The 18,465-nt window shown below is 74.9% G+C and carries 19 protein-coding genes; 14 read left to right on the top strand and 5 right to left on the bottom strand.

The window, feature by feature from the left end:
* The first annotated feature begins 57 nt into the window (after nucleotides 1–57).
* The 6 genes from UW392_RS25595 (at nucleotide 58) to UW392_RS25570 (ending at nucleotide 6,142) form a co-directional block, all read left to right on the top strand.
* Nucleotides 58–903: a fused MFS/spermidine synthase gene (locus UW392_RS25595; protein ID WP_320777472.1), complete on the top strand. Its 846-nt coding sequence runs from the start codon at nucleotides 58–60 to the stop codon at nucleotides 901–903.
* A gap of 123 nt (nucleotides 904–1,026) precedes the next feature.
* Nucleotides 1,027–2,661 (top strand): ABC transporter substrate-binding protein, encoded by a 1,635-nt coding sequence (locus tag UW392_RS25590; RefSeq protein ID WP_320777471.1) that lies wholly within the window; start codon nucleotides 1,027–1,029, stop codon nucleotides 2,659–2,661.
* 21 nt (nucleotides 2,662–2,682) lie between these two features.
* Nucleotides 2,683–3,699 (top strand): ABC transporter permease, encoded by a 1,017-nt coding sequence (locus UW392_RS25585; RefSeq protein WP_320777470.1) that lies wholly within the window; start codon nucleotides 2,683–2,685, stop codon nucleotides 3,697–3,699.
* Nucleotides 3,700–3,709: 10 nt separating this feature from the next.
* On the top strand, nucleotides 3,710–4,555 hold the full coding sequence (locus tag UW392_RS25580; RefSeq protein WP_320777469.1) for an ABC transporter permease: 846 nt from the start codon (nucleotides 3,710–3,712) through the stop codon (nucleotides 4,553–4,555).
* On the top strand, nucleotides 4,552–5,367 hold the full coding sequence (locus UW392_RS25575) for an ABC transporter ATP-binding protein (protein ID WP_320777468.1): 816 nt from the start codon (nucleotides 4,552–4,554) through the stop codon (nucleotides 5,365–5,367). Before UW392_RS25580 ends, UW392_RS25575 begins: the two co-directional genes overlap by 4 nt.
* Entirely contained in the window at nucleotides 5,360–6,142 is a 783-nt protein-coding gene (locus tag UW392_RS25570) for an ABC transporter ATP-binding protein (RefSeq protein ID WP_320777467.1), read from the top strand. Before UW392_RS25575 ends, UW392_RS25570 begins: the two co-directional genes overlap by 8 nt.
* A gap of 20 nt (nucleotides 6,143–6,162) precedes the next feature.
* Here UW392_RS25570 and UW392_RS25565 read toward each other — a convergent pair whose 3' ends face one another.
* Nucleotides 6,163–7,476 carry an MFS transporter gene (locus UW392_RS25565; RefSeq protein WP_320777466.1) on the bottom strand — a complete coding sequence of 438 codons (1,314 nt, stop codon included), beginning with the start codon at nucleotides 7,474–7,476 and terminating at the stop codon, nucleotides 6,163–6,165.
* Nucleotides 7,477–7,621: 145 nt separating this feature from the next.
* Here UW392_RS25565 and UW392_RS25560 point away from each other — a divergent pair, with 145 nt between their 5' ends.
* The 3 genes from UW392_RS25560 (at nucleotide 7,622) to UW392_RS25550 (ending at nucleotide 11,394) form a co-directional block, all read left to right on the top strand.
* Nucleotides 7,622–8,074 (top strand): DUF4442 domain-containing protein, encoded by a 453-nt coding sequence (locus tag UW392_RS25560; RefSeq protein ID WP_320777465.1) that lies wholly within the window; start codon nucleotides 7,622–7,624, stop codon nucleotides 8,072–8,074.
* 69 nt (nucleotides 8,075–8,143) lie between these two features.
* Nucleotides 8,144–10,657 carry a beta-glucosidase family protein gene (locus UW392_RS25555; protein WP_320777464.1) on the top strand — a complete coding sequence of 838 codons (2,514 nt, stop codon included), beginning with the start codon at nucleotides 8,144–8,146 and terminating at the stop codon, nucleotides 10,655–10,657.
* A gap of 89 nt (nucleotides 10,658–10,746) precedes the next feature.
* Nucleotides 10,747–11,394 (top strand): DedA family protein, encoded by a 648-nt coding sequence (locus tag UW392_RS25550; RefSeq protein ID WP_320777463.1) that lies wholly within the window; start codon nucleotides 10,747–10,749, stop codon nucleotides 11,392–11,394.
* Nucleotides 11,395–11,439: 45 nt separating this feature from the next.
* On the opposite strand, the gene UW392_RS25545 is transcribed toward UW392_RS25550, so the two are convergent.
* Nucleotides 11,440–11,970 (bottom strand): gamma carbonic anhydrase family protein, encoded by a 531-nt coding sequence (locus UW392_RS25545; RefSeq protein WP_320777462.1) that lies wholly within the window; start codon nucleotides 11,968–11,970, stop codon nucleotides 11,440–11,442.
* A gap of 137 nt (nucleotides 11,971–12,107) precedes the next feature.
* Here UW392_RS25545 and UW392_RS25540 point away from each other — a divergent pair, with 137 nt between their 5' ends.
* Nucleotides 12,108–12,836, top strand: a complete 729-nt coding sequence (locus tag UW392_RS25540) for an acyltransferase (protein WP_320777461.1) — start codon at nucleotides 12,108–12,110, stop codon at nucleotides 12,834–12,836.
* A gap of 61 nt (nucleotides 12,837–12,897) precedes the next feature.
* Complete coding sequence (locus UW392_RS25535) at nucleotides 12,898–13,461, top strand: YbaK/EbsC family protein (RefSeq protein WP_320777460.1); 564 nt, start codon at nucleotides 12,898–12,900, stop codon at nucleotides 13,459–13,461.
* Between the two features lie 22 nt (nucleotides 13,462–13,483).
* On the opposite strand, the gene UW392_RS25530 is transcribed toward UW392_RS25535, so the two are convergent.
* Nucleotides 13,484–14,524: a cation diffusion facilitator family transporter gene (locus UW392_RS25530; protein WP_320777459.1), complete on the bottom strand. Its 1,041-nt coding sequence runs from the start codon at nucleotides 14,522–14,524 to the stop codon at nucleotides 13,484–13,486.
* A gap of 73 nt (nucleotides 14,525–14,597) precedes the next feature.
* Between UW392_RS25530 and UW392_RS25525 the strand changes: the two genes are divergently transcribed.
* Nucleotides 14,598–14,990 carry a metalloregulator ArsR/SmtB family transcription factor gene (locus UW392_RS25525; protein WP_320777458.1) on the top strand — a complete coding sequence of 131 codons (393 nt, stop codon included), beginning with the start codon at nucleotides 14,598–14,600 and terminating at the stop codon, nucleotides 14,988–14,990.
* Between the two features lie 105 nt (nucleotides 14,991–15,095).
* On the opposite strand, the gene UW392_RS25520 is transcribed toward UW392_RS25525, so the two are convergent.
* Nucleotides 15,096–15,656: an NAD(P)H-dependent oxidoreductase gene (locus UW392_RS25520; protein WP_320777457.1), complete on the bottom strand. Its 561-nt coding sequence runs from the start codon at nucleotides 15,654–15,656 to the stop codon at nucleotides 15,096–15,098.
* A 218-nt stretch (nucleotides 15,657–15,874) separates the two neighbouring features.
* Here UW392_RS25520 and UW392_RS25515 point away from each other — a divergent pair, with 218 nt between their 5' ends.
* Nucleotides 15,875–16,540: a helix-turn-helix domain-containing protein gene (locus UW392_RS25515; protein WP_320777456.1), complete on the top strand. Its 666-nt coding sequence runs from the start codon at nucleotides 15,875–15,877 to the stop codon at nucleotides 16,538–16,540.
* A 57-nt stretch (nucleotides 16,541–16,597) separates the two neighbouring features.
* On the opposite strand, the gene UW392_RS25510 is transcribed toward UW392_RS25515, so the two are convergent.
* Nucleotides 16,598–17,062, bottom strand: a complete 465-nt coding sequence (locus tag UW392_RS25510) for a cyclic nucleotide-binding domain-containing protein (protein WP_320777455.1) — start codon at nucleotides 17,060–17,062, stop codon at nucleotides 16,598–16,600.
* 251 nt (nucleotides 17,063–17,313) lie between these two features.
* Between UW392_RS25510 and UW392_RS25505 the strand changes: the two genes are divergently transcribed.
* The gene (locus tag UW392_RS25505; protein ID WP_320777454.1) at nucleotides 17,314–18,273 is read left to right on the top strand and encodes a universal stress protein; all 960 of its coding nucleotides are present in this window, start codon (nucleotides 17,314–17,316) and stop codon (nucleotides 18,271–18,273) included.
* Nucleotides 18,274–18,465 lie beyond the last annotated feature (192 nt).

Genomic DNA, 18,465 nt, shown 5'->3' with positions numbered 1-18,465 from the left:
GGGGGCCCGCACAGGCGGGCACCCGGCACCGCGCGGCCCGGCGGCACAATGGGTCCCGTGAACGAGCCCATACCCGTCACCCGGACCACCGACCACGGCACCGCCAAGCTCATGCCGGACGTCGACCGGGAGCGCGCCTGGCTGCTGACGGTCGACGGGGCGCCGCAGTCGTACGTCGACCTCGACGAGCCGACCCACCTGGAGTTCGAGTACGCGCGTCGGCTCGGGCACGCGCTGGACACGGTGGCCGAGCCCGGGCGGCCGCTCGACGTGCTGCACCTCGGCGGGGGCGCGCTCACCCTGCCGCGCTACGTGGAGGCCACCCGGCCCGGCTCCCGCCAGGAGGTCGTGGACGCCGACCGCGGCCTCCTCGCGCTGGTCACCGAGCACCTGCCGCTGCCGGACGGGGCGCCGATCACCCTGCACGGCGCCGACGCCCGGGCCTGGCTCGAAGCGGCGCCGGCCGGCTCCGCCGACGTCCTGATCGCGGACGTGTTCGGCGGCTCCCGCGTCCCGGCGCACCTGACGACGGTGGCGTACGCGCGCGCCGCCGCCCGTGTCCTGCGCGGTGACGGGGTATATCTCGCCAACCTCGCCGACGCCGCGCCCTTCGCCTTCCTCCGCTCCCAGCTGGCCACGCTGGCCACCGTCTTCGCCGAGCTGGTGCTGGTCGCCGAGCCGGGTGTGCTGCGCGGCCGGCGCTTCGGCAACGCCGTGCTCCTCGCCGCCCACCACCCGCTGGACACCACGGCGCTGGCCCGCCGCACGGCCGCCGACGCCTTCCCGGCACGCGTCGCGCACGGTGCGGCGCTGCGCGGCCTGGTCGGTGACGCCCGGCCGGTGCGTGACGAGGACGCCGTACCGTCGCCGGAGCCGCCCGACGGGGCCTTCGGCATCGGCTGAGGCGCGGGGGGCGGTACGCACCCCACGGCACCACCGGCCGGGGCACAGAACAGCTCGAAGACGGCTGCCGGTCCGCCGTTGCGCGTGCCAGGCTGGCAGGATCCGTCCCCGGAGGGCTCGGCCATGTCCGAACAGTCTTTCCCCGGTCCTTCCTCCCGGTCCTCGTCCCGCCCCCGGTACCGCCCGGGACTCCCGGCCGCCGTAGCCGCCGTCGCCGCGGCACTGGCGCTCCTGGCGGGCGGCTGTTCCGGCGGCGCGGACCGGACGGCCGGCCACGACGACACCTTCGTGTACCTGGCGGGCACGGGGCTGGTGACCGAGTGGGACCCGGCGCGCTCCTACTCCGACGAGGTCGTCGCCCTGTCGAACACGTACGAGACCCTCACCCGGTACGACGCCGACACCGGCCGGACCGAAGGGGTGCTCGCGACCCGGTGGACCTCGTCGAAGGACCGCCGGACCTGGACGTTCACCCTGCGGGACGACGTGCGGTTCCACTCCGGGCACCCGCTGACCCCCGCGGCGGTGAAGGCGGCGGTCGAACGCACCATGAGGCTGAAGGCCAGCGCCTCCTACGTGTGGGACCCGGTGGAGCGGATCACCCCGGTCGGGACGCGGCAGGTCCGCTTCGAGCTGTCCCGCCCGGCCCCGCTGGACGTCATCGCCTCCGCCGCCTACGCGGCCTTCGTCTACGAGGTCCCCCAAGGCACCGACGACGCGGAGTTCTACCGGGCCACCAGCCGCGGCACCGGCCCCTACCAGGTCGACTCGTGGAAGCCGGGCAGCGAGAACGAGGTCGAACTGACCGCGTTCGAGGACTACTGGGGCGGGTGGCACGGCAACCGCTACAAGAAAGTGCTCTTCCGGGCGGTGCCGCAGTCGTCCACGGCGGCCCAGCTCATGAGCGCGGGAGAGGGGACCTACGTCGGTGACATACCGCCGCAGCTCCTTGACACGCTGCGCGGCCGGCCGAACCTCACCGTCCACGAACGGCCCTCCTGGGAGACCCTGATCGGCCTGATGAACACCGAGAAGAAGCCGCTGGACGACGTACGGGTGCGCCGGGCGGTCGCCAACGCACTCGACCACGAGGAGATCATCACGGCGAGCAGGGGCGCGCTCGTGGCCACCGACGGCCTCATCCCGCAGGGCATGTTCGCCCACACCACCACCCTGGACCTGCCGGGCGACCCCGCCCTCGCCCGGAGGCTGCTGAAGGCGGCCGGGTACGGCCCGGGCAGCGGCCGCACCGTCGAACTGCAGATGACCTACCCCGCGGGCTACGGCACCATCAGCACCGTCGGCGACGTGATGAAGGCACAGTTGCGTCCGTTCGGCATCGACCTCGAGGTCAAGGGACTGACCTGGTCGTCGGCGCAGTGGCCGCTCGCCAAGAAGAAGGACCCGGACGACCGGCAGGACATCTTCGTCATGTGGTGGTGGCCCGACGACCCCGAGCCGCTGTCGTACTTCCGCAACGTGTTCCGCACCGAGAAGGAGATCTCCTACAACCTCGCCTACTACGCGAACCCGAAACTGGACCGGCTCATCGACGGAGTGAGCGCGCAGACGGCCACGGACCCGGACGCGGCCGTGCGGACCTACCGCACGATGCAGGAGATCCTGATCAGGGACGCCCCGGTGCTCTGCCTCGGCACCAACGTGTACCGGCGGGTGCTGAGCAGCGACGTCCAGGGCTTCGTCGACAACCCGGCCTACGCCAACGTCGTGTTCGTCCACGACCTCACCCGCCGCTGACCCGGGAGCACGGGGGCGCACATGATCCGTTACGCGGCCCGCCGTTCGGGGCTGGCGGTTCTGGTCGCCCTCGGCGTGGTGGTGCTGACGTTCCTGCTCGCGCGGGCGGTGCCCAGCGACCCGGCCGGAGTCTGGGCGGGACCCCGGGCCTCGGCCGCGGAACGGGCGCGGGTCCGCGTCGAACTGGGGCTTGACCGCCCGGTCACCGCGCAGATCGCCTCGTACGTGACCGGGGTGCTGCGCGGCGACTGGGGCCTGTCGGTGCGCACCCACCGCCCCGTACTCGCCGATCTGCTCGCGCTGCTGCCGGGCACCTTGCAGATGGTGCTCGCCGGACTGGCCGTCGGGCTGGCCGTGGGCGTTCCCGCGGGGCTGGTCGCCGCGCGGTGGTACGGCAGGGCCCCCGACACGCTCGTGCGGTCCGGTGCGCTGCTGAGCGCCTCGATACCGACCTTCTGGCTGGCCCTCCTGCTGCAGACGCTCTTCGCGAGCCGGCTCGGCCTGCTGCCGATCGCCGGCAGCGGCGACCGGCAGGTGCTCGCCGCGCACCCGGTGACCACCGTCACCGGACTGCCCCTCCTCGACGCCGTCCTCACCGGCAACGGGGCGGCGGCCGCCGACCTCTTCGACCACCTGCTCCTGCCGGCCCTCGTCGTGGCCTCCTACCCGGCGGCCGTCGTCGCCCGCCTGGTGCGCGCGAGCCTCCTGGACGCGGCCGGCGAGCCCCACATCCAGATGGCGCGCTCCCTCGGCTTCCCCGAGCGGGCCGTCCTCGGCCGCTTCGCCCTGCGGCTCACCTGGAACCCGGTCCTGCAGCTCAACGCGCTGATCTTCGGGTACGCGCTGGTCAACACCTTCCTCGTGGAAGAGGTGTTCGACTACCCGGGGCTCGGCCGGTACGCGGCCGAGGCGGTGCGGTCCCTCGACGTACCGGCCGTCGTCGGGGTGACCCTCCTGGTCGCGCTGCTCTACCTGGCCGCGAACCTGGCCGTCGACCTGGCGCAGGCGGCCCTCGACCCGCGCATCGGCCTGCGGTGAGGGGGCGGCGATGACCCACGGCACCCGGAGCGGCCGGACGGCGCGGCTCCTCGCCGTCACCGGCGTGGCGCTCCTCGTCGCCGTCGCCCTGCTCGCCCCCGTCCTCGCCCCGTACCCGGCGGACGCCACCGGCGCCACCGACACCGCCCGGATGCTGCGCCCGCCCTCCGCGGCCCACTGGTTCGGCACCGACGACCTGGGCCGCGACGTGTTCTCCCGGGTGCTGTACGGCGCGCGCGTCGGCCCGGTCGTCGCGGTGACCGTGGTGGCGGTCTCGCTGTTCGTGGGCACCGCGGTGGGGTTGGTGGCCGGTTACTTCGGCGGGTGGATCGACGAGACGCTCATGCGGGTGACCGACGTCTTCCTGGCCGTGCCCGCCCTGCTGCTGGCCCTGGCCCTCGCCACGGTGCTGACGGCCGGCACGGCGGGGCTGACCGTCGCGCTGATCGTGACCTGGTGGCCGTGGTACGCCCGGCTGGTGCGCGGCGAGACCGCCTCGGTCGCCGGCCGCCCGTACACCGAGGCGTGCCGGACGCTCGGGCTCGGCCACGGCCGGATCCTGCTCCGCCACGTCCTGCCCAACGCCTCGACCCCGCTGCTGGTGCAGGCGTCGACCGACGTCGGCGGGGTGCTGCTCGTCACCTCCGCGCTCTCCTTCCTCGGTCTCGGCCCGCAGCCGCCCACCCCCGACTGGGGCCTGATGGTGGACCGGTCGCAGGACTACTTCGCCACCCAGTGGTGGATCGGCACCTTCCCGGGCCTGGCCATCATGCTGGTCGCGGCACTCTTCTTCCTGCTCGGCGACGTGCTGCGGGACCGTCTCGACCCGCGGCACGCCCCACGGGTGCGGCCATGAACGACGCCCCCCTCCTGGAACTGCGCGACGTGACGGTCGACTTCGGTGCGGAGCCGGTGCTGCGCATCGGCGAACTGGTGCTGCGCGAGCGCGAGTTCCTCGGCGTCGCGGGGGAGAGCGGCGCGGGCAAGACGACGACCGGGCTGACGGTGCTGGGACTGACCCGCCACGCGGGCGCCCGGGTGACCGGCTCCATCCGGCTGGCCGGCGAGGAACTGGTGGGCATGCCGGAGCGGCGGCTGCGCCGGCTGCGCGGCTCCGTCATGGCGCTGGTCCCGCAGAACCCGGCCGCCGCCTTCAGCCCGGTGCTGCCGGTCGGCACGACCGTGCTGCGCGCGCTGCGGCTGCACGGGTGCACGCGCGCACAGGCGCGGCTGCGGGCCGCCGCCGGGATGGAGCGGGCCGGCCTGCCCGCCGCGTACCTCTCCCGCTTCCCGCACCAGCTCTCGGGGGGCCAGCTCCAGCGGACCGCGATCGCGCTGGCCTCGGCCCTCGGGGTACGGCTGCTCGTCGCCGACGAACCGACCAGCTCGCTGGACGTCACGGCCCAGGCACGGATCTGCGCGCTGCTGGCGGAGCTGCGCGCCGCGCACGGCACGGCCCTGCTGTTCGTCAGCCACGACCTGGCCCTGCTGGCCGGGCTGTGCGACCGCATCGCGGTGCTGCACGGGGGGCGGGTGGCCGAGGACCGCCCCGCCGCGGACCTGGTCACCGCGCCGCGTGCCGCCTGCACCCGGCGGCTGCTGGCGGCGGCGCCCCGGCCGGTCACGGGGCCGGGCGGAGGGCGGGACGGAGGGGCTGCCGGTGCTTGAGGCGCGCGGACTGACCGTGGTGCACGGCTCCACCACGGCACTCGACCGGGTGAGCCTGACGCTGCCCGAGGGGCCGTACGGCCTCGGCGTGATCGGCGAGAGCGGGTCGGGCAAGACCACGCTGGCCCGGTGCCTGCTGGGACTGACGGCACCCACGCGCGGCACGGTCCTCTTCGACGGGGAGGACATCGCCTCGATGCAGCGGTCACGTTCCTTCCGCCGCGCGGTCCAGATCGTGGTGCAGGACACCGAGGGCGCCCTCGACCCGCGGATGCGGGCGGGCACGGCGATCGCGGAAGTGCTGCGGGCCCACCGGCTGGTGGAGCGCGGCGCCGAGCGGGCGCGTGCCGTCGCGCTGCTGGCCGACGTGGGGCTGTCCGCCGAGCACGCCGCGCGCTTCCCGCACCAGCTCTCCGGCGGGCAGCGCCAGCGGGTGGCGATCGCCCGCGCCCTCGCCGTACGCCCGCGCTTCCTCGTCCTCGACGAGCCGACCAGCGCGCTCGACACGACCGTGCAGACGCGCATCCTGGGGCTGCTCGGCAGGCTGCGCGCCGAGCACCGGCTCTCCTGCCTGCTGATCTCGCACGATCTGCCGGTCGTGGAGGGGTTCTGCCGGCACGTGGTCGTCCTGGAGCACGGCCGGGTCGTGGAGAGGGGCCCCCTGGCCGAGGTGTTCCGTACGTCCCTGCACCCCGCCACCCGGCGGCTGCACGACGCGGTACCGCGGCTCCCGCCGGTCCCGGACACCGCCCGCGACCGCGACGAGTCACGGTGAGCGGGCCCGGTCGGCGTACGCTAGCCGCCGGCCGTCGGACCGGTGGCGGCGGGTCCGGCGGCGGCCTCCGGCGCGACGACCGGCCTCTCCGTCGTCACGGGCCTCGTACGCCGCGTCAGATCCCGTACGTCCCGCACGCACAGCACCGCCGCGGTGGCCAGCACGACCAGCGCGGCGCAGCCCCACAGAGCCGCCGGGCGCCCGAAGGAGCTCTCCGCGGGGCCCGCCAGCGCCGAGGCCAGCGGCACCAGCGACACCGAGCCGATCCAGTCGTACGCGGAGACGCGGGAGAGCTTCTCCTCGGGTATCTCCTGGTGCAGCGCGGTCATCCAGGAGACGCCGAACACCTCGATGGACACCCCGCTCACGAACATCGCCACGCACAGCAGGGACAGCGGCACCGGCACGGCGAGCGCGGCGGACGGCAGCGCGAACGGGAACACGCACACCACGCCCACCAGGAGCATCCGGCGCGGCCGCCAGCGCATCATCAGCAGCGCCCCGGCCGCGTTGCCCGCCGCGTACAGGCCGAGCGCCAGGCCCCACGCGGCCGCCCCGCCGAGGTGGTCCCGGGCGACCTGGGGCCCGTACACCGCGTCGGCGGCCACGACGACCGCGTTCACCAGCGAGAACTGGACGACGATCGCCCACAGCCAGGTCCGTCCGGTGAACTCCCGCCAGCCGTCCCGCAGGTCGCTGAACATGCCCCGGCCCGGCTCGCGCGGCGGGATGTGACTGACGTCGAGGAAGGCGCGCAGCGCTCCGGCGACCGCGAACGCGACGGCGTCCAGGGCGAGCACCCAGCCCGGCCCGATCACGGCGACCAGCGCGCCGCCGATCGCCGCGCCGGTCATCGTCGCGCCCTGCGTCGCGAAGCGGAACAGCGCGAAGGCGCGCCCCGCCTGCTCCGCGGTGACCGAGGAGAGCAGCATGCCCTCGGCCGCCGGGCCGAAGAAGGCCTGTCCGGTGCCGCCGAGGGCGGACAGCAGCATCATCTGCCACACCTGGGGCTCCCCGGCGAGCACGAGCACCGCGAAGAGGCCCTGGGACGAGCAGTTGAGCGCGTTCGCCGCGACCATCACCCGGTGCCGGGGCAGCCGGTCCGCGATCGCGCCGCCGATCAGCAGGAACAGCACCAGCGGCAGCGTCCGCGCCGCCGCCACCAGACCGACGTCCCCGCCGTCGCCGCCCGTCTCCAGGACGGCGAACGACGCCGCGATCAGGGCGCCGTGGCTGCCCAGGCTGGTCACGACGGAGGCGGTGGTGAGCAGGGTGTGGTTGCGGCCCGACGGGGCGGGGCGATGGGCGCGTCGGGAGTCGGCGGCTGAGGTCACCGGCACACTGTCCCGGTCGGGAGCGCCAAGTGCCAAACCGTTTGTCCGACGTGCGCCAGTGCGTGGCCGGATCCGCCCCCCGCGCCGCCACATCGGCCCCACCGACTCTGGCCACGCGCGGCTACTCGCGGGTAACCTCCGCTGCATGAGCGCGAACCAGAAGTCGATCGGCGAGATGCTCGCCGCCACGGTGCCGATGGCCAGGACGCTGAACCTGCAGTTCTCCGAGACCACGCCCGAGACGGCCGTGGTGACGCTGCCGGACCAGAGCGAGTACCACAACCACGTCGGCGGCCCGCACGCCGGCGCCATGTTCACGCTGGGGGAGTCGGCGAGCGGGGCCATCGTGCTCGCGGCCTTCGGGGAGCAGCTCTCCCGGGCCGTACCGCTCGCGGTCAGCGCCGAGATCGCGTACCGGAAGCTGGCCAGGGGACCCGTCACGGCGACCGCGACGCTCGGCCGTCCCGCCGCCGAGGTCATCGCCGAACTGGACGCCGGGGGACGCCCGGAGTTCCCCGTCTCCGTCGCCATCCGGCGCGGTGACGGTGCCGTCACCGGTGAGATGACGGTGGTGTGGACGCTGCGGCCAGGCGGCTGACGTCACGCTTTCGTGCGGCACCGGTGGTGTCCGACGGCACGCGGGCGGCCGGTGCAGCAGAGTGTGGCCATGTCCGATCACGGCCCCCGCCTCCGGCCCGGCCCCGCGTCCCCGCCCGCACCCCTCGTGTCACGGCGTGCGGCACTGCGTCTGCTCGGCGGAGCCGTCGCGGTCGTCACGGCGGTCGTCGCCACCGGACCGGCCCGCGCCGCGAACCGCCGTGTCGAACGGCTCCTGGCCCGCCTCACCCTCGACGAGAAGATCTCCCTCCTGCACGGCGCCACCGATCCCCACCCGCTCGGCCAGGCCGGGTACGTGCCCGGGGTGCCCCGCCTCGGCATCCCCCCGCTCCGGCTGGCCGACGGCCCCGCCGGGGTGCGCGTGACCCGGCCCGCCACGGCCCTGCCCGCCCCGGTGCTGCTCGCCTCCGCCTTCGACCCCGACCTCGCCCGCCGCTACGGCCGGGTCATCGGCCGCGAGGGCCGCGCGCTCGGCCAGGACGTCCTCCTGTCACCGATGGTGAACCTCGTCCGCACCCCGTACGCGGGCCGCAACTTCGAGACCTTCGGCGAGGACCCGCTGCTCTCCGCCGACCTGGTCGCGGCCGAGATCCGCGGCATCCAGGAGGAGGGGCTGGTCGCGACGGTCAAGCACTTCGCGCTGAACAACCAGGAGTCGGGCCGCGAGACGGTCGACGTCCGGATCGGCGAGCAGCCGCTGCACGAGGTCGAACTGCGCGGCTTCGAAGCGGCCGTCGCCGCCGGCGCGGGGGCCGTGATGGGCGCGTACAACAAGGTCAACGGCGTCCACGCCTGCGAGAACGGGGAACTGCTCACCGAGGTCCTGCGGGGCGGATGGGGCTTCCAGGGCTGGGTGATGACCGACTGGTCCGCCGCGCACAGCACCGTCGCCGCGCTCACCGCGGGCCTCGACATGGAGATGCCCGACGGCCGGTACTTCGGCGCCGCCCTGGAGCGGGCCGTCCGGGACGGCGACGTTCCCGAGCGGTACGTCGACCGGGCCGTGCGCCGGGTCCTCGGCGTCCTGGACCGCTTCGGGCTGCTCGACGGCCGCGGTGGCCCGCCCCGCCCGGTCCGTGACCCGCGCGCGGGCGCCGCCCTCGCGCGGGAGGTCGCCGAGGCCGGGGCCACCCTCCTGCGCAACGAACACCGCACGCTCCCCCTGCCGGCCGGACGAATCGGTTCCGGGTCCGGTTCCATCGCCGTCATCGGGCCGTCCGGCTCCCGCCCCTTCGTCGGGGGCGGCGGCAGCGCCCATGTCGTGCCCGACCACGCCGCGAGCCCCCTCGACGCGATCCGGCGGCGCGCGGGCGCCCGCGCGCGGGTCACCTACGCGCTCGGTGAGGACCTCTTCGGCAAGGCGCTGCCCGCGGACGCCCTCACCCCGCCCGTCCGGCTGGAGGACCGGCGCGTCGCCACCGGGGAGACCTGGACGTACGACGGGACGCTCACCGCGGACCGGGACGACACCTGGACGTTCGTCCTCCACTACGACGGGGACCCCACCCGGCGGCCGAAGGTGCTGCTCGACGGCTCCGAACTCTTCCCGCAGCTCCCCGGCTACCAGGAGTTCTTCACCGGCGGACTGGGTTCGGCCGCACCCGACGGACTGGCCGTGTGCCGCGGCGCCGCCACCGTGACGAAGGGCCCGCACCGGCTGCGCGTCACCGCGGGGGGCGGTGACGACGGGCTGCGCTTCCGGCTGCGGTACGCCGACGGCGCCACCCGCGCGCGGGACGTCGCCCGGGCCGTGCGGGCGGCACGGGAGGCGGAGCACGTCGTCCTCTTCGCGTACGAGGACGCCACCGAGGGCCTGGACCGTACGAGCCTCGCGCTCCCCGGCCACCAGGAGGCACTGGTCGAGGCGGTCACCGCGGTCAACGAGCGCACCACCGTCGTGCTCAACACCTCGTCCGCGGTGTCGATGCCGTGGCTGGAGCGGACCGCCGCCGTGCTCCAGATGTACTACCCGGGCCAGGAGGGCGGGGACGCCACCGCCGCCGTCCTGTTCGGCGACTGCGACCCGGGCGGCCGGCTCACCCAGACCTTCCCGGCGGACGACGCGCACCATCCCGTCGCCGGGAACCCGCGCCGCTACCCCGGGGTGGACGGCACCGTGGAGTACGCGGAGGGCGTCCACATCGGCCACCGCTGGTACGACGCGGCGGGCGTCCGGCCCCTGTTCCCGTTCGGGCACGGACTGTCGTACACCTCCTTCTCCTACGGGGAGCCGTCGGCGCGGTGGACCCGCAAGGGGCTCGACGTGGGGTTCACCGTGCGCAACACCGGCGACCGGGACGGCGTCGCGGTCCCGCAGGTGTACGTCGGCCGCTCCCCGGACCTCCGGCTCGACCAGGCCGTACGGGTCCTGGGCGGCTACCGGCGGCTGTCCCTCGCGGTGGGGGAGCGGCGCCGGGTCACGGTGACCGTGCGGCGGCGGACCCTGTCCTGCTGGGACCCGCGCCGCCACGGCTGGGTGCTCGGCACCGGACGGCGGACCGTGTGGGTCGGCGCCTCCTCGCGGGACCTCAGGCTGACCACCACCGGGGAGGTCACCCGGTAGGGAGTAGGCTGCCCGGCGTGCGCTCCCCGCCCCCGCGGAGAGCCGCACGCCGGGAGACGCAGGGCCCGGCGAACGTGAAAGGAGCGGCGTTGCACGTCCAGGAATGGCTCGAGACGGTGCCCGCGGTGAGTATCTACGCGTTGGTGGGCCTGGTCATCGGCCTGGAGAGTCTGGGCATCCCGCTGCCCGGTGAGATCGTCCTGGTCTCCTCCGCCCTGCTGGCCTCACAGCACGGCGACATCAACCCGGTCGTCCTCGGCGCGTGCGCCACCGCGGGCGCGATCATCGGTGACTCCATCGGCTACGCCATCGGCCGCAAGGGCGGGCGCCCGCTGCTGGCCTGGCTGGGCGGGAGATTCCCCCGCCACTTCAGCGAGGGCCACATCGCGACCGCCGAACGGTCCTTCGAGAAGTGGGGCATGTGGGCCGTCTTCTTCGGCCGGTTCGTCGCCCTGCTGCGCATCTTCGCCGGACCGCTCGCGGGCGTGCTGCGGATGCCGTACTGGAAGTTCCTGACGGCCAACGTCCTCGGGGGCATCCTGTGGGCGGGCGGCACCACCGCGGTCATCTACTACGTCGGTGTCGTCGCCGAGTCCTGGCTCAAGCGCTTCTCGTGGCTGGGGCTGGTGGCGGCGGTGCTGTTCGGCGTCGCCTCGATGCTGATCCTCAAGCGCAAGGCGAAGAAGGCGCAGGCCGAGGCCCCGGCGACGGCCGAGCCGGTCCCGGCCGCCGAGTAGCCCCGCCCGGCCGGGAACACGGCGCGGGGCACACGGGGCGGGCCCTCAGCGATCCAGCGCCTCGCGGTGCGCCCCGGCCAGCTCCACGTAGTGGGCCGCGTTCAGCGCGAGGTCCTCGCGTTCCTCCGCGGTCAGCTCCCGCCTGACCTTCGCGGGGACGCCCGCGACCAGCGAGCCCGGCGGCACCCGCATGCCCTGCGGCACCAGCGCCTGCGCGGCGACCAGCGAACCGGCGCCGATCACCGCGCCGTTCAGGACCGTGGCCCCCATCCCGATCAGGCAGCCGTCCTCGACGGTGGCGCCGTGCACCACCGCGTTGTGCCCGATCGAGACGCCCTCGCCGACGGAGACGGGGAAGCCGGGGTCGGTGTGCAGGGTGCAGTTGTCCTGCACGTTGCTGTTCGCGCCCACGACGATCGGCTCGGCCTCCGCCCGCAGCACGGCGCCGTACCAGACGCTCGCCCCGGCACGCAGGCGCACCTCGCCGACGACCACGGACCCCGGAGCCGTGAACGCCTGCCCGTCCACCTCCGGCTCCTTGCCGGCCACGCCCGCGATCAGGGCCTCGTGCGTCATCGTCCGCTCCTTGGTGTCCTCGGGTACGGGGGTACCGGAACCGTAAGGCATCGCCCCCACCCGGCCGCGGGGCCATGGGGTGAAGATCACAGTCGCCCGGTGGGAAGGGCGGCACCGCTGGTGAGTACGGTGAGCGGGTGCCCGAGCGCAAGAACACGTTCTCGTCCTGGCGGCGCCGCATCGTCCAGCGGGCCGTTCACGCGGGCTGGGCCTGGGTGCGGCGCACGGGTTCCGTGACCGCCGACCGGCCCGGCCGGTTCCGCTTCGGCGCGCTGGGCGAGGGCACCCGGCTGGCCTTCCCGCTCGGCACGGTCTTCGGGGAGCCCTGGATCCACCTCGGCGCGCACTGCGTCATCGGCGAACAGGTCACGCTGACCGCAGGGCTGATGCCCGACCTCGACCTCGGGCCCGCGCCCATCCTGCGTATCGGCGACGGTGTGGTCCTCGGCCGCGGCAGCCACGTCATCGCCGACACGGCGGTCACCATCGGCAGCGACTGCTACGTGGGTCCGTACGTCTACGTCACCTCCACGAACCACTCGTACGACGACCCGCACCAGCCGATCGGCAAGCAGTGGCCGCGCATGGAGCCGGTGACCATCGGGCCCGGCTGCTGGATAGGGACGGGCGCCGTCATCCTGCCCGGGGCGCGGATCGGCCGGAACGTCGTGGTGGCCGCCGGCGCCGTGGTCCGCGGGACCGTCCCCGACCACGCCGTGGTGGCCGGGGCCCCCGCGCGTGTGGTGCGCAGCTGGGATCCCGTGGCCGGGTGGCAGCCGCCCCTGCGCACCCCCGCGCCGGTACCGGTGCCCGACGGGGTGACGCCCGAACAGCTGCTGGCGCTGGCCGAGCTGGACGAGGAGTAGGGCCGTCCGCACCCCGGAACACCGATCCTCTGTCCGGTGCGGCCCCGTTAGCATGCGGCGCATGCGCGCACCCATCGGAGACTTCGACCGGGCCACCCCCGCCCCCGACTGCCTCGACGAGCTCACCGCCCCCGTCGCCGCCGCGATACGGGACTGGACCGGCAGCGTCCCCGCCGAGCAGCTCGTGTACGTGGACACCGACCCCCAGTGGGCCGACACCGCGGTGTTCGTCCAGCACTACGGGCGGGAACTGCTCGAACAGTCCGCGAACTGCGTGGTCGTCGCGGGCAGGCGGGGCGGGGAGACCACACCGGCCGCGTGCCTCGTCCTCTCCACGGCCCGGGTCGACGTCAACGGCGTGGTCCGGCGCCACCTCGGCGCCCGCAAGGTGTCCTTCGCCCCGATGGACACGGCGACCGGGGAGACCGGCATGGAGTACGGGGGCGTCACACCGATCGGGCTGCCGGGTGCCTGGCCGCTGCTGGTCGACTCCGCGGTGGTCGACCTGCCGTACGTGCTCGTGGGCAGCGGCCGGCGGCGGGGGAAGCTGCTCGTGCCGGGCAAGGCGTTCACGGAGCTGCCGAACGCCGCGGTGCTGGACGGACTGGGCGTCGCCGGAGCGTGAACGCCGGCCCGGCAGGGGGCGTTCAGGCGGTCCGAACCACCGGGACGGCCGTGTGGTGGTCGAGCGGTGCATGAGGGTCCGCCGCACCCGGCGCAGGCTCCGGATCCGCGTGCACCAGGGCCGCGGTGAGTCCGGGAACCGCGTGCAGCAGGGCGTGCTCGGCCGCCACCGCGACGCCGTGCGCCCGGCGCAGGCTCGCCTCCCCGTCCACCACCACCGCCACCTCGGCCCGCAGCCGGTGCCCGATCCAGCGCAGCCGCAGCTCGCCCACCCCGCGCACGCCCGGCACCTCGCGCAGCGCCCGCTCGGCGCTGTCCACCAGCGCCGGGTCGACGGCGTCCAGCACGCGCCCGCACACCTCGCGCGCGGCGTCGCGCAGCACCAGCAGGAGCGCGGCCGTGATCGCCAGCCCCACCAGTGGGTCGGCGTACCGCCGGCCGAGGGCGGCACCGCCCGCGCCCGCCAGCACCGCGAGTGAGGTGAGGGCGTCGGTCCGCGCGTGCAGGCCGTCGGCGACGAGCGCGGCGGATCCGATCGCCCGGCCGACCCGGACGCGGTAGCGGGCCACCCACTCGTTGCCGAGGAAGCCGACGACCGCCGCCGCGGCGACGACGGGCAGGTGGTCCACCGGCCGCGGGTCGAGCAGCCGGCCGACCGCCGCCCAGCCCGTGAAGGCGGCCGAGGCGGCGATCGTCAGCACGATGACGAGGCCCGCCAGGTCCTCGGCCCGCCCGTAGCCGTACGTGAACCGGCGCGTCGCCGCGCGGCGGCCCAGCACGAAGGCGATGGCCAGTGGTACGGCGGTGAGGGCGTCGGCCGCGTTGTGCACCGTGTCGCCCAGCAGCGCGACCGACCCCGAGAGCACCACCACGACGGCCTGCGCCGCGGCCGTCGCGCCGAGCACGGCCAGCGAGACCCACAGCGCCCGCATGCCGCGCGCGGAGGACTCCAGGGCGGGGTCGACCTTCTCGGACGTCCTGTGCGAGTGGGGAGCGAACCATTGGTGCGGGTGCGGGTGCGGGTGTTCGTGCTCGTGCGGGTGTTCGTGCTGCCGGTCGCTCACGTCGTTCCCCTCGCGGTGGGCGGGAGCGGACGAGCCCTGGACGTGCGCGCGTCCACCGGACCATTATGTGCGTATGAGCGCACGCACGCACCTGTCACCTGCGCACGATGGGCACCCGCGCACCGCGGGCGGACCCGGCGGGCATCCGGCCGCGCCGGGGGAGGAGCAGTTCGCGCTGGCCGCCGAAGTGCTCGCGCTGCTCGGTGACCGCACCCGGCTGACCCTGCTGCACGCCCTGGCCGCCCGGGGCGAGGCCGATGTCACGACCCTCACGGAGGTGTGCGGCGCCGCGCGCCCGGCGGTGAGCCAGCACCTCGCCCGGCTGCGTCTCGCGGGGCTGGTGAACACGCGGAAGGAGGGCCGCCGGGTGATCTACTCGCTGCGCGACGGCCATCTGCGGCGTGTGGTGGACGAGGCCCTGAACCTCGCGGACCACCGGCTGACGGACCGGCCCGCGCACGACTGAGCGGGTGGGGCGCGTCGTGACGCGAGTGTCATGACACGGGAAACGGCGCCGGACGGGGCGTACTGCCCCGCCCGGCGCCGTTCGTGCGCTACCGGGAGCCGTGGATCAGGCGGCGGCGGCCGAGCTCGCGTGGGCGAGCTCCTGGACGACCTTGGTCAGGCCCTCGACGACCTCGGTGTCGTCGCCCGGGTGGGTCTCCGCGAAGCGGACGACCGACTCGGGGATGGAGAGCTTGGCGTCCTGCAGGACGGAGCCGCCCGCGATGCCCACGGCCTTGCGGGTCTCGTCCTGCGCCCACACGCCGCCGTACTGGCCGAAGGCGGTGCCGACGACGGCGGCCGGCTTGCCGGTGAAGGCGCCGGCGCCGTAGGGGCGGGACAGCCAGTCGATGGCGTTCTTCAGGACGGCCGGGATGGTGCCGTTGTACTCGGGCGAGAAGAGCAGGAAACCGTCGGCCTGGCCGGCGGCCTCGCGCAGACGCGCGGCCTCGGCGGGGACGCTGCCCTCGACGTCGACGTCCTCGTTGTAGAACGGCACGTCGGCGAGGCCCTCGAACAGCTCGATCGTGACGCCCTCGGGGGCGTGCTTGACGGCGGCCTCGGCGAGCTGGCGGTTGTGCGAACCGGCGCGGAGGCTACCGACGAGCGCGAGAATGCGTACGGACATGAGCTGACTCCTAGTAATGACGGTCGTCCTGGGGAGGACGGTGAAAAGCCAAGCGGACCGTGGTCCGTTGAAAGTTGTACCACTTTCTCGAGGGGGTGGTCCACCTGGCATCCGGACCGGGGTCCGTCTGGAGAGTTCATCCGGACCGAGGTCCGTTTCTCCGGGAAGTGTATCCGGACCGAGGTCCGTTTGTCTTCGGTGGGCGTTACGCTCGATCCATGACCGAGCCGCTCCCGCCCTTCCCCCTGCCCGAAGACCACGACCCGCCGAGAGCCCCGAACAGCCTGCTGGAGATCGCTCCGGCCACCGGTGAACAGCCCAGGCTGCGCGCGGACGCGGCGCGCAACCGCGTCCGTCTGCTGGAGGTCGCCGCCCGGCTGGCCCAGGAGCACGGAGCGGCGAACCTGACCATGGAGGCGGTGGCGAGCGCCGCAAAGGTCGGCAAGGGCACCGTGTTCCGCCGGTTCGGCGACCGCACCGGGCTGCTGATGGCCCTGCTCGACCACCACGAACGGGAGCTGCAGGCGGCCTTCCTGACCGGTCCGCCGCCGCTCGGCCCGGACGCGCCGCCGATCGAACGGCTGAGGGCCTTCGGCGTGGCCGCCGTCCGGCACGAGCGCGCCCACCGTGACCTCTACCTGGCCGCCCACACCGACGCCGCCCGCCGGCACACCAGCCCGGCGACGCTGCTGCGCCTCAGCCACCTGTGCGTGCTGCTACGCCGGGCCGAGGTGCCCGGCGACGCGGAACTCCTCGCGCAGACCCTGCTGGGGTACCTGGACATCACCCTCGTCGACCATCTGGTCACCCGGCGGGGCATGGCGCTGGAGCGGGTGGAGGCCGGCTGGGACGACCTGGTGGGGCGGCTGGTGGGCGAGGGCTGACGCGGTCGCGTCCCGGCGCCGCCCGGAACGGCGTGGGACGGAGCCGGGCGGCGGCGGTCAGAGGAAACCGACGCCGCTGTGCGGGGCGTACAGGTCGAGCAGCCGGGTGCGGGCGGCCCGCAGCCGGTGGGCGAGGATGCCGCCGATCCACTCGGCGACCGCCAGCCCGAGCTCCGGCTCCTCCCGGCACATCTCCCGTGCCGTCGGAGCGTCGAACTCGTACGCCCGTACGGGGCTCGTCGCCTCGGCGCCCAGGTGCCAGGTGTGCGGGGCGAAGAGCCAGGACCAGCCGACGAGTTCGTTCATTCCCAGGGTCTCCAGTACGGCCGGACGCCGCCCCGGCACCCGCATGTCCAGGTCCACGGTCCCGGTGCGGATCACCCAGAACCGGTCCGCGCTCCCGTCCTCCTCGAAGAGCCGGGCGCCCTGCGGGAACGACACCTCGCGGGCGATGCGCATCAGCCGCTGCCGGTGTTCGACGGGGAGTGCGCGGAGCATCGGGCCGGCGGACGGAGCGTTCATGGCGGTGCCTCCCAGGGGGCGTACGAAGCTGCCACCTCCAGCGTCGCTCTCCGGCACCGTCCCCGCCATGGGCCGGCCGGACGCAGTGGCGGCCGCTCGGGGCCGGGCGCGGCGGGCGTCCGTCCCCCGTGCGGCCGCCACCGTGAAGCCGCGGTGCACCCCCGCGCGCGGTTGCCCGGAACCCGGGCTCCCACCAGGCTCGGAACAGGGGCCGAGAAGCGGACCGGCTGCGGCCGCAGGAGGTGCGGACCATGGAGCGACACGTCGCCGCGGGGATCGACGGTTCCCCCGAGAGCCTCGCGGCCGTGCACTGGGCGGCCCGTGAGGCCGTCCGCCGCGGCAGCGCGCTGCACGTCGTCCACGCCTGGGAGTGGCGTCCGCACCCGTCGGCGTCCCCGGCCGCGGACGTGCCGCGGGCGGGCTGGGCCGAGCGGGCCCTCGCCCGGGTGGCCACCGGGGTGCGCGCCGCCCACCCGGGGCTCCGCGTCGAGGAACGGCTGGCCGACGAGGACCCGGTCACCGTCCTGCTGACGGAGGCGGACGCGGCCGGACTGCTGGTGCTCGGCTCCCGGGGCCTCAGCGGCGTCGCCGGGTTCCTCGTCGGCTCGGTCTCCCAGCGGGTCGTCGCCCGGGCGAACCGCCCCGTGGTCGTCGTCCGGGCGGGGGTCGGCGCCGCGGCCGAGCACCTCCCGGTCATCGACGGGGTGTCCCCGGAGGAGATCCCCGAGGTGCCCTACCGGGACGTGGTCCTCGGCCTGGACGTCGGCGCACCCGGCGACGAGCACGTCTCCTGCGACGAGCTGGTCGGCTTCGCCTTCGAGGCCGCGCACCGCCGCGGTGCCCCGTTGCGGGTGGTCCACGTCTTCGGCGGCGGATCGGTCCGGCCGGCCCCGCCGGGCGCGGACCTCCTCGCGGAGCACGCGCGCGCCGTGGTCGCGGCGGTGCGCCCATGGCGGGAGAAGTGGCCGGGGACCACCGTCGCGGAGACGGTGACCGAGGGCCGGGCCGCCGACGAACTGGTGCGCGCCGCGGCCGGAGCGGGCCTCCTCGTCGTGGGCCGCCACGACCGGAACCCCCGTCCCGACGCCGTCGCCGGCATCGGTTCCGGCGATGACGCCGGCCACGCGGGCCACGCCGGTCGTGTCGGCCCGGTCACGCACGCGGTGCTGCACCACGTCGCCTGCCCGGTCGCGGTCGTCCCGCACGGGTGAGGAGCCGGTCGCGGTGCGCCCCGGACCGGCGCGGGCGCAGATGCAGGTGCGGGTGTCGGTACGGGCGAGAACACTGGTACCCCCCTTCTTTCGGCCCGCCTCCCTTCCGTTCCCGCCGTTCCGTCCGCGCGTGCGGGCATCGGTGCGGGAAACGCTGGTACTCCTCCTTGGGGCGGCAACCCGGCGACGGCG

It is taken from the genome of Streptomyces sp. CRN 30 (assembly GCF_034105845.1).
The sequence above is the reverse complement of the archived record's forward strand: the minus strand, read 5'-3'. Positions and strand labels throughout refer to the sequence as shown.

Excerpts from the sequence above, each read along its gene's own strand:
- UW392_RS25590 (WP_320777471.1), top strand. The coding sequence starts at position 1,027 with ATGTCCGAACAGTCTTTCCCCGGTCCTTCCTCCCGGTCCTCGTCCCGC.
- UW392_RS25505 (WP_320777454.1), top strand. The coding sequence starts at position 17,314 with ATGGAGCGACACGTCGCCGCGGGGATCGACGGTTCCCCCGAGAGCCTC.
- UW392_RS25535 (WP_320777460.1), top strand. The coding sequence starts at position 12,898 with ATGCGCGCACCCATCGGAGACTTCGACCGGGCCACCCCCGCCCCCGAC.
- UW392_RS25580 (WP_320777469.1), top strand. The coding sequence starts at position 3,710 with ATGACCCACGGCACCCGGAGCGGCCGGACGGCGCGGCTCCTCGCCGTC.
- UW392_RS25585 (WP_320777470.1), top strand. The coding sequence starts at position 2,683 with ATGATCCGTTACGCGGCCCGCCGTTCGGGGCTGGCGGTTCTGGTCGCC.
- UW392_RS25560 (WP_320777465.1), top strand. The coding sequence starts at position 7,622 with ATGAGCGCGAACCAGAAGTCGATCGGCGAGATGCTCGCCGCCACGGTG.
- UW392_RS25575 (WP_320777468.1), top strand. The coding sequence starts at position 4,552 with ATGAACGACGCCCCCCTCCTGGAACTGCGCGACGTGACGGTCGACTTC.
- UW392_RS25555 (WP_320777464.1), top strand. The coding sequence starts at position 8,144 with ATGTCCGATCACGGCCCCCGCCTCCGGCCCGGCCCCGCGTCCCCGCCC.
- UW392_RS25510 (WP_320777455.1), bottom strand. The coding sequence starts at position 17,062 with ATGAACGCTCCGTCCGCCGGCCCGATGCTCCGCGCACTCCCCGTCGAA.
- UW392_RS25545 (WP_320777462.1), bottom strand. The coding sequence starts at position 11,970 with ATGACGCACGAGGCCCTGATCGCGGGCGTGGCCGGCAAGGAGCCGGAG.
- UW392_RS25520 (WP_320777457.1), bottom strand. The coding sequence starts at position 15,656 with ATGTCCGTACGCATTCTCGCGCTCGTCGGTAGCCTCCGCGCCGGTTCG.
- UW392_RS25525 (WP_320777458.1), top strand. The coding sequence starts at position 14,598 with ATGAGCGCACGCACGCACCTGTCACCTGCGCACGATGGGCACCCGCGC.
- UW392_RS25515 (WP_320777456.1), top strand. The coding sequence starts at position 15,875 with ATGACCGAGCCGCTCCCGCCCTTCCCCCTGCCCGAAGACCACGACCCG.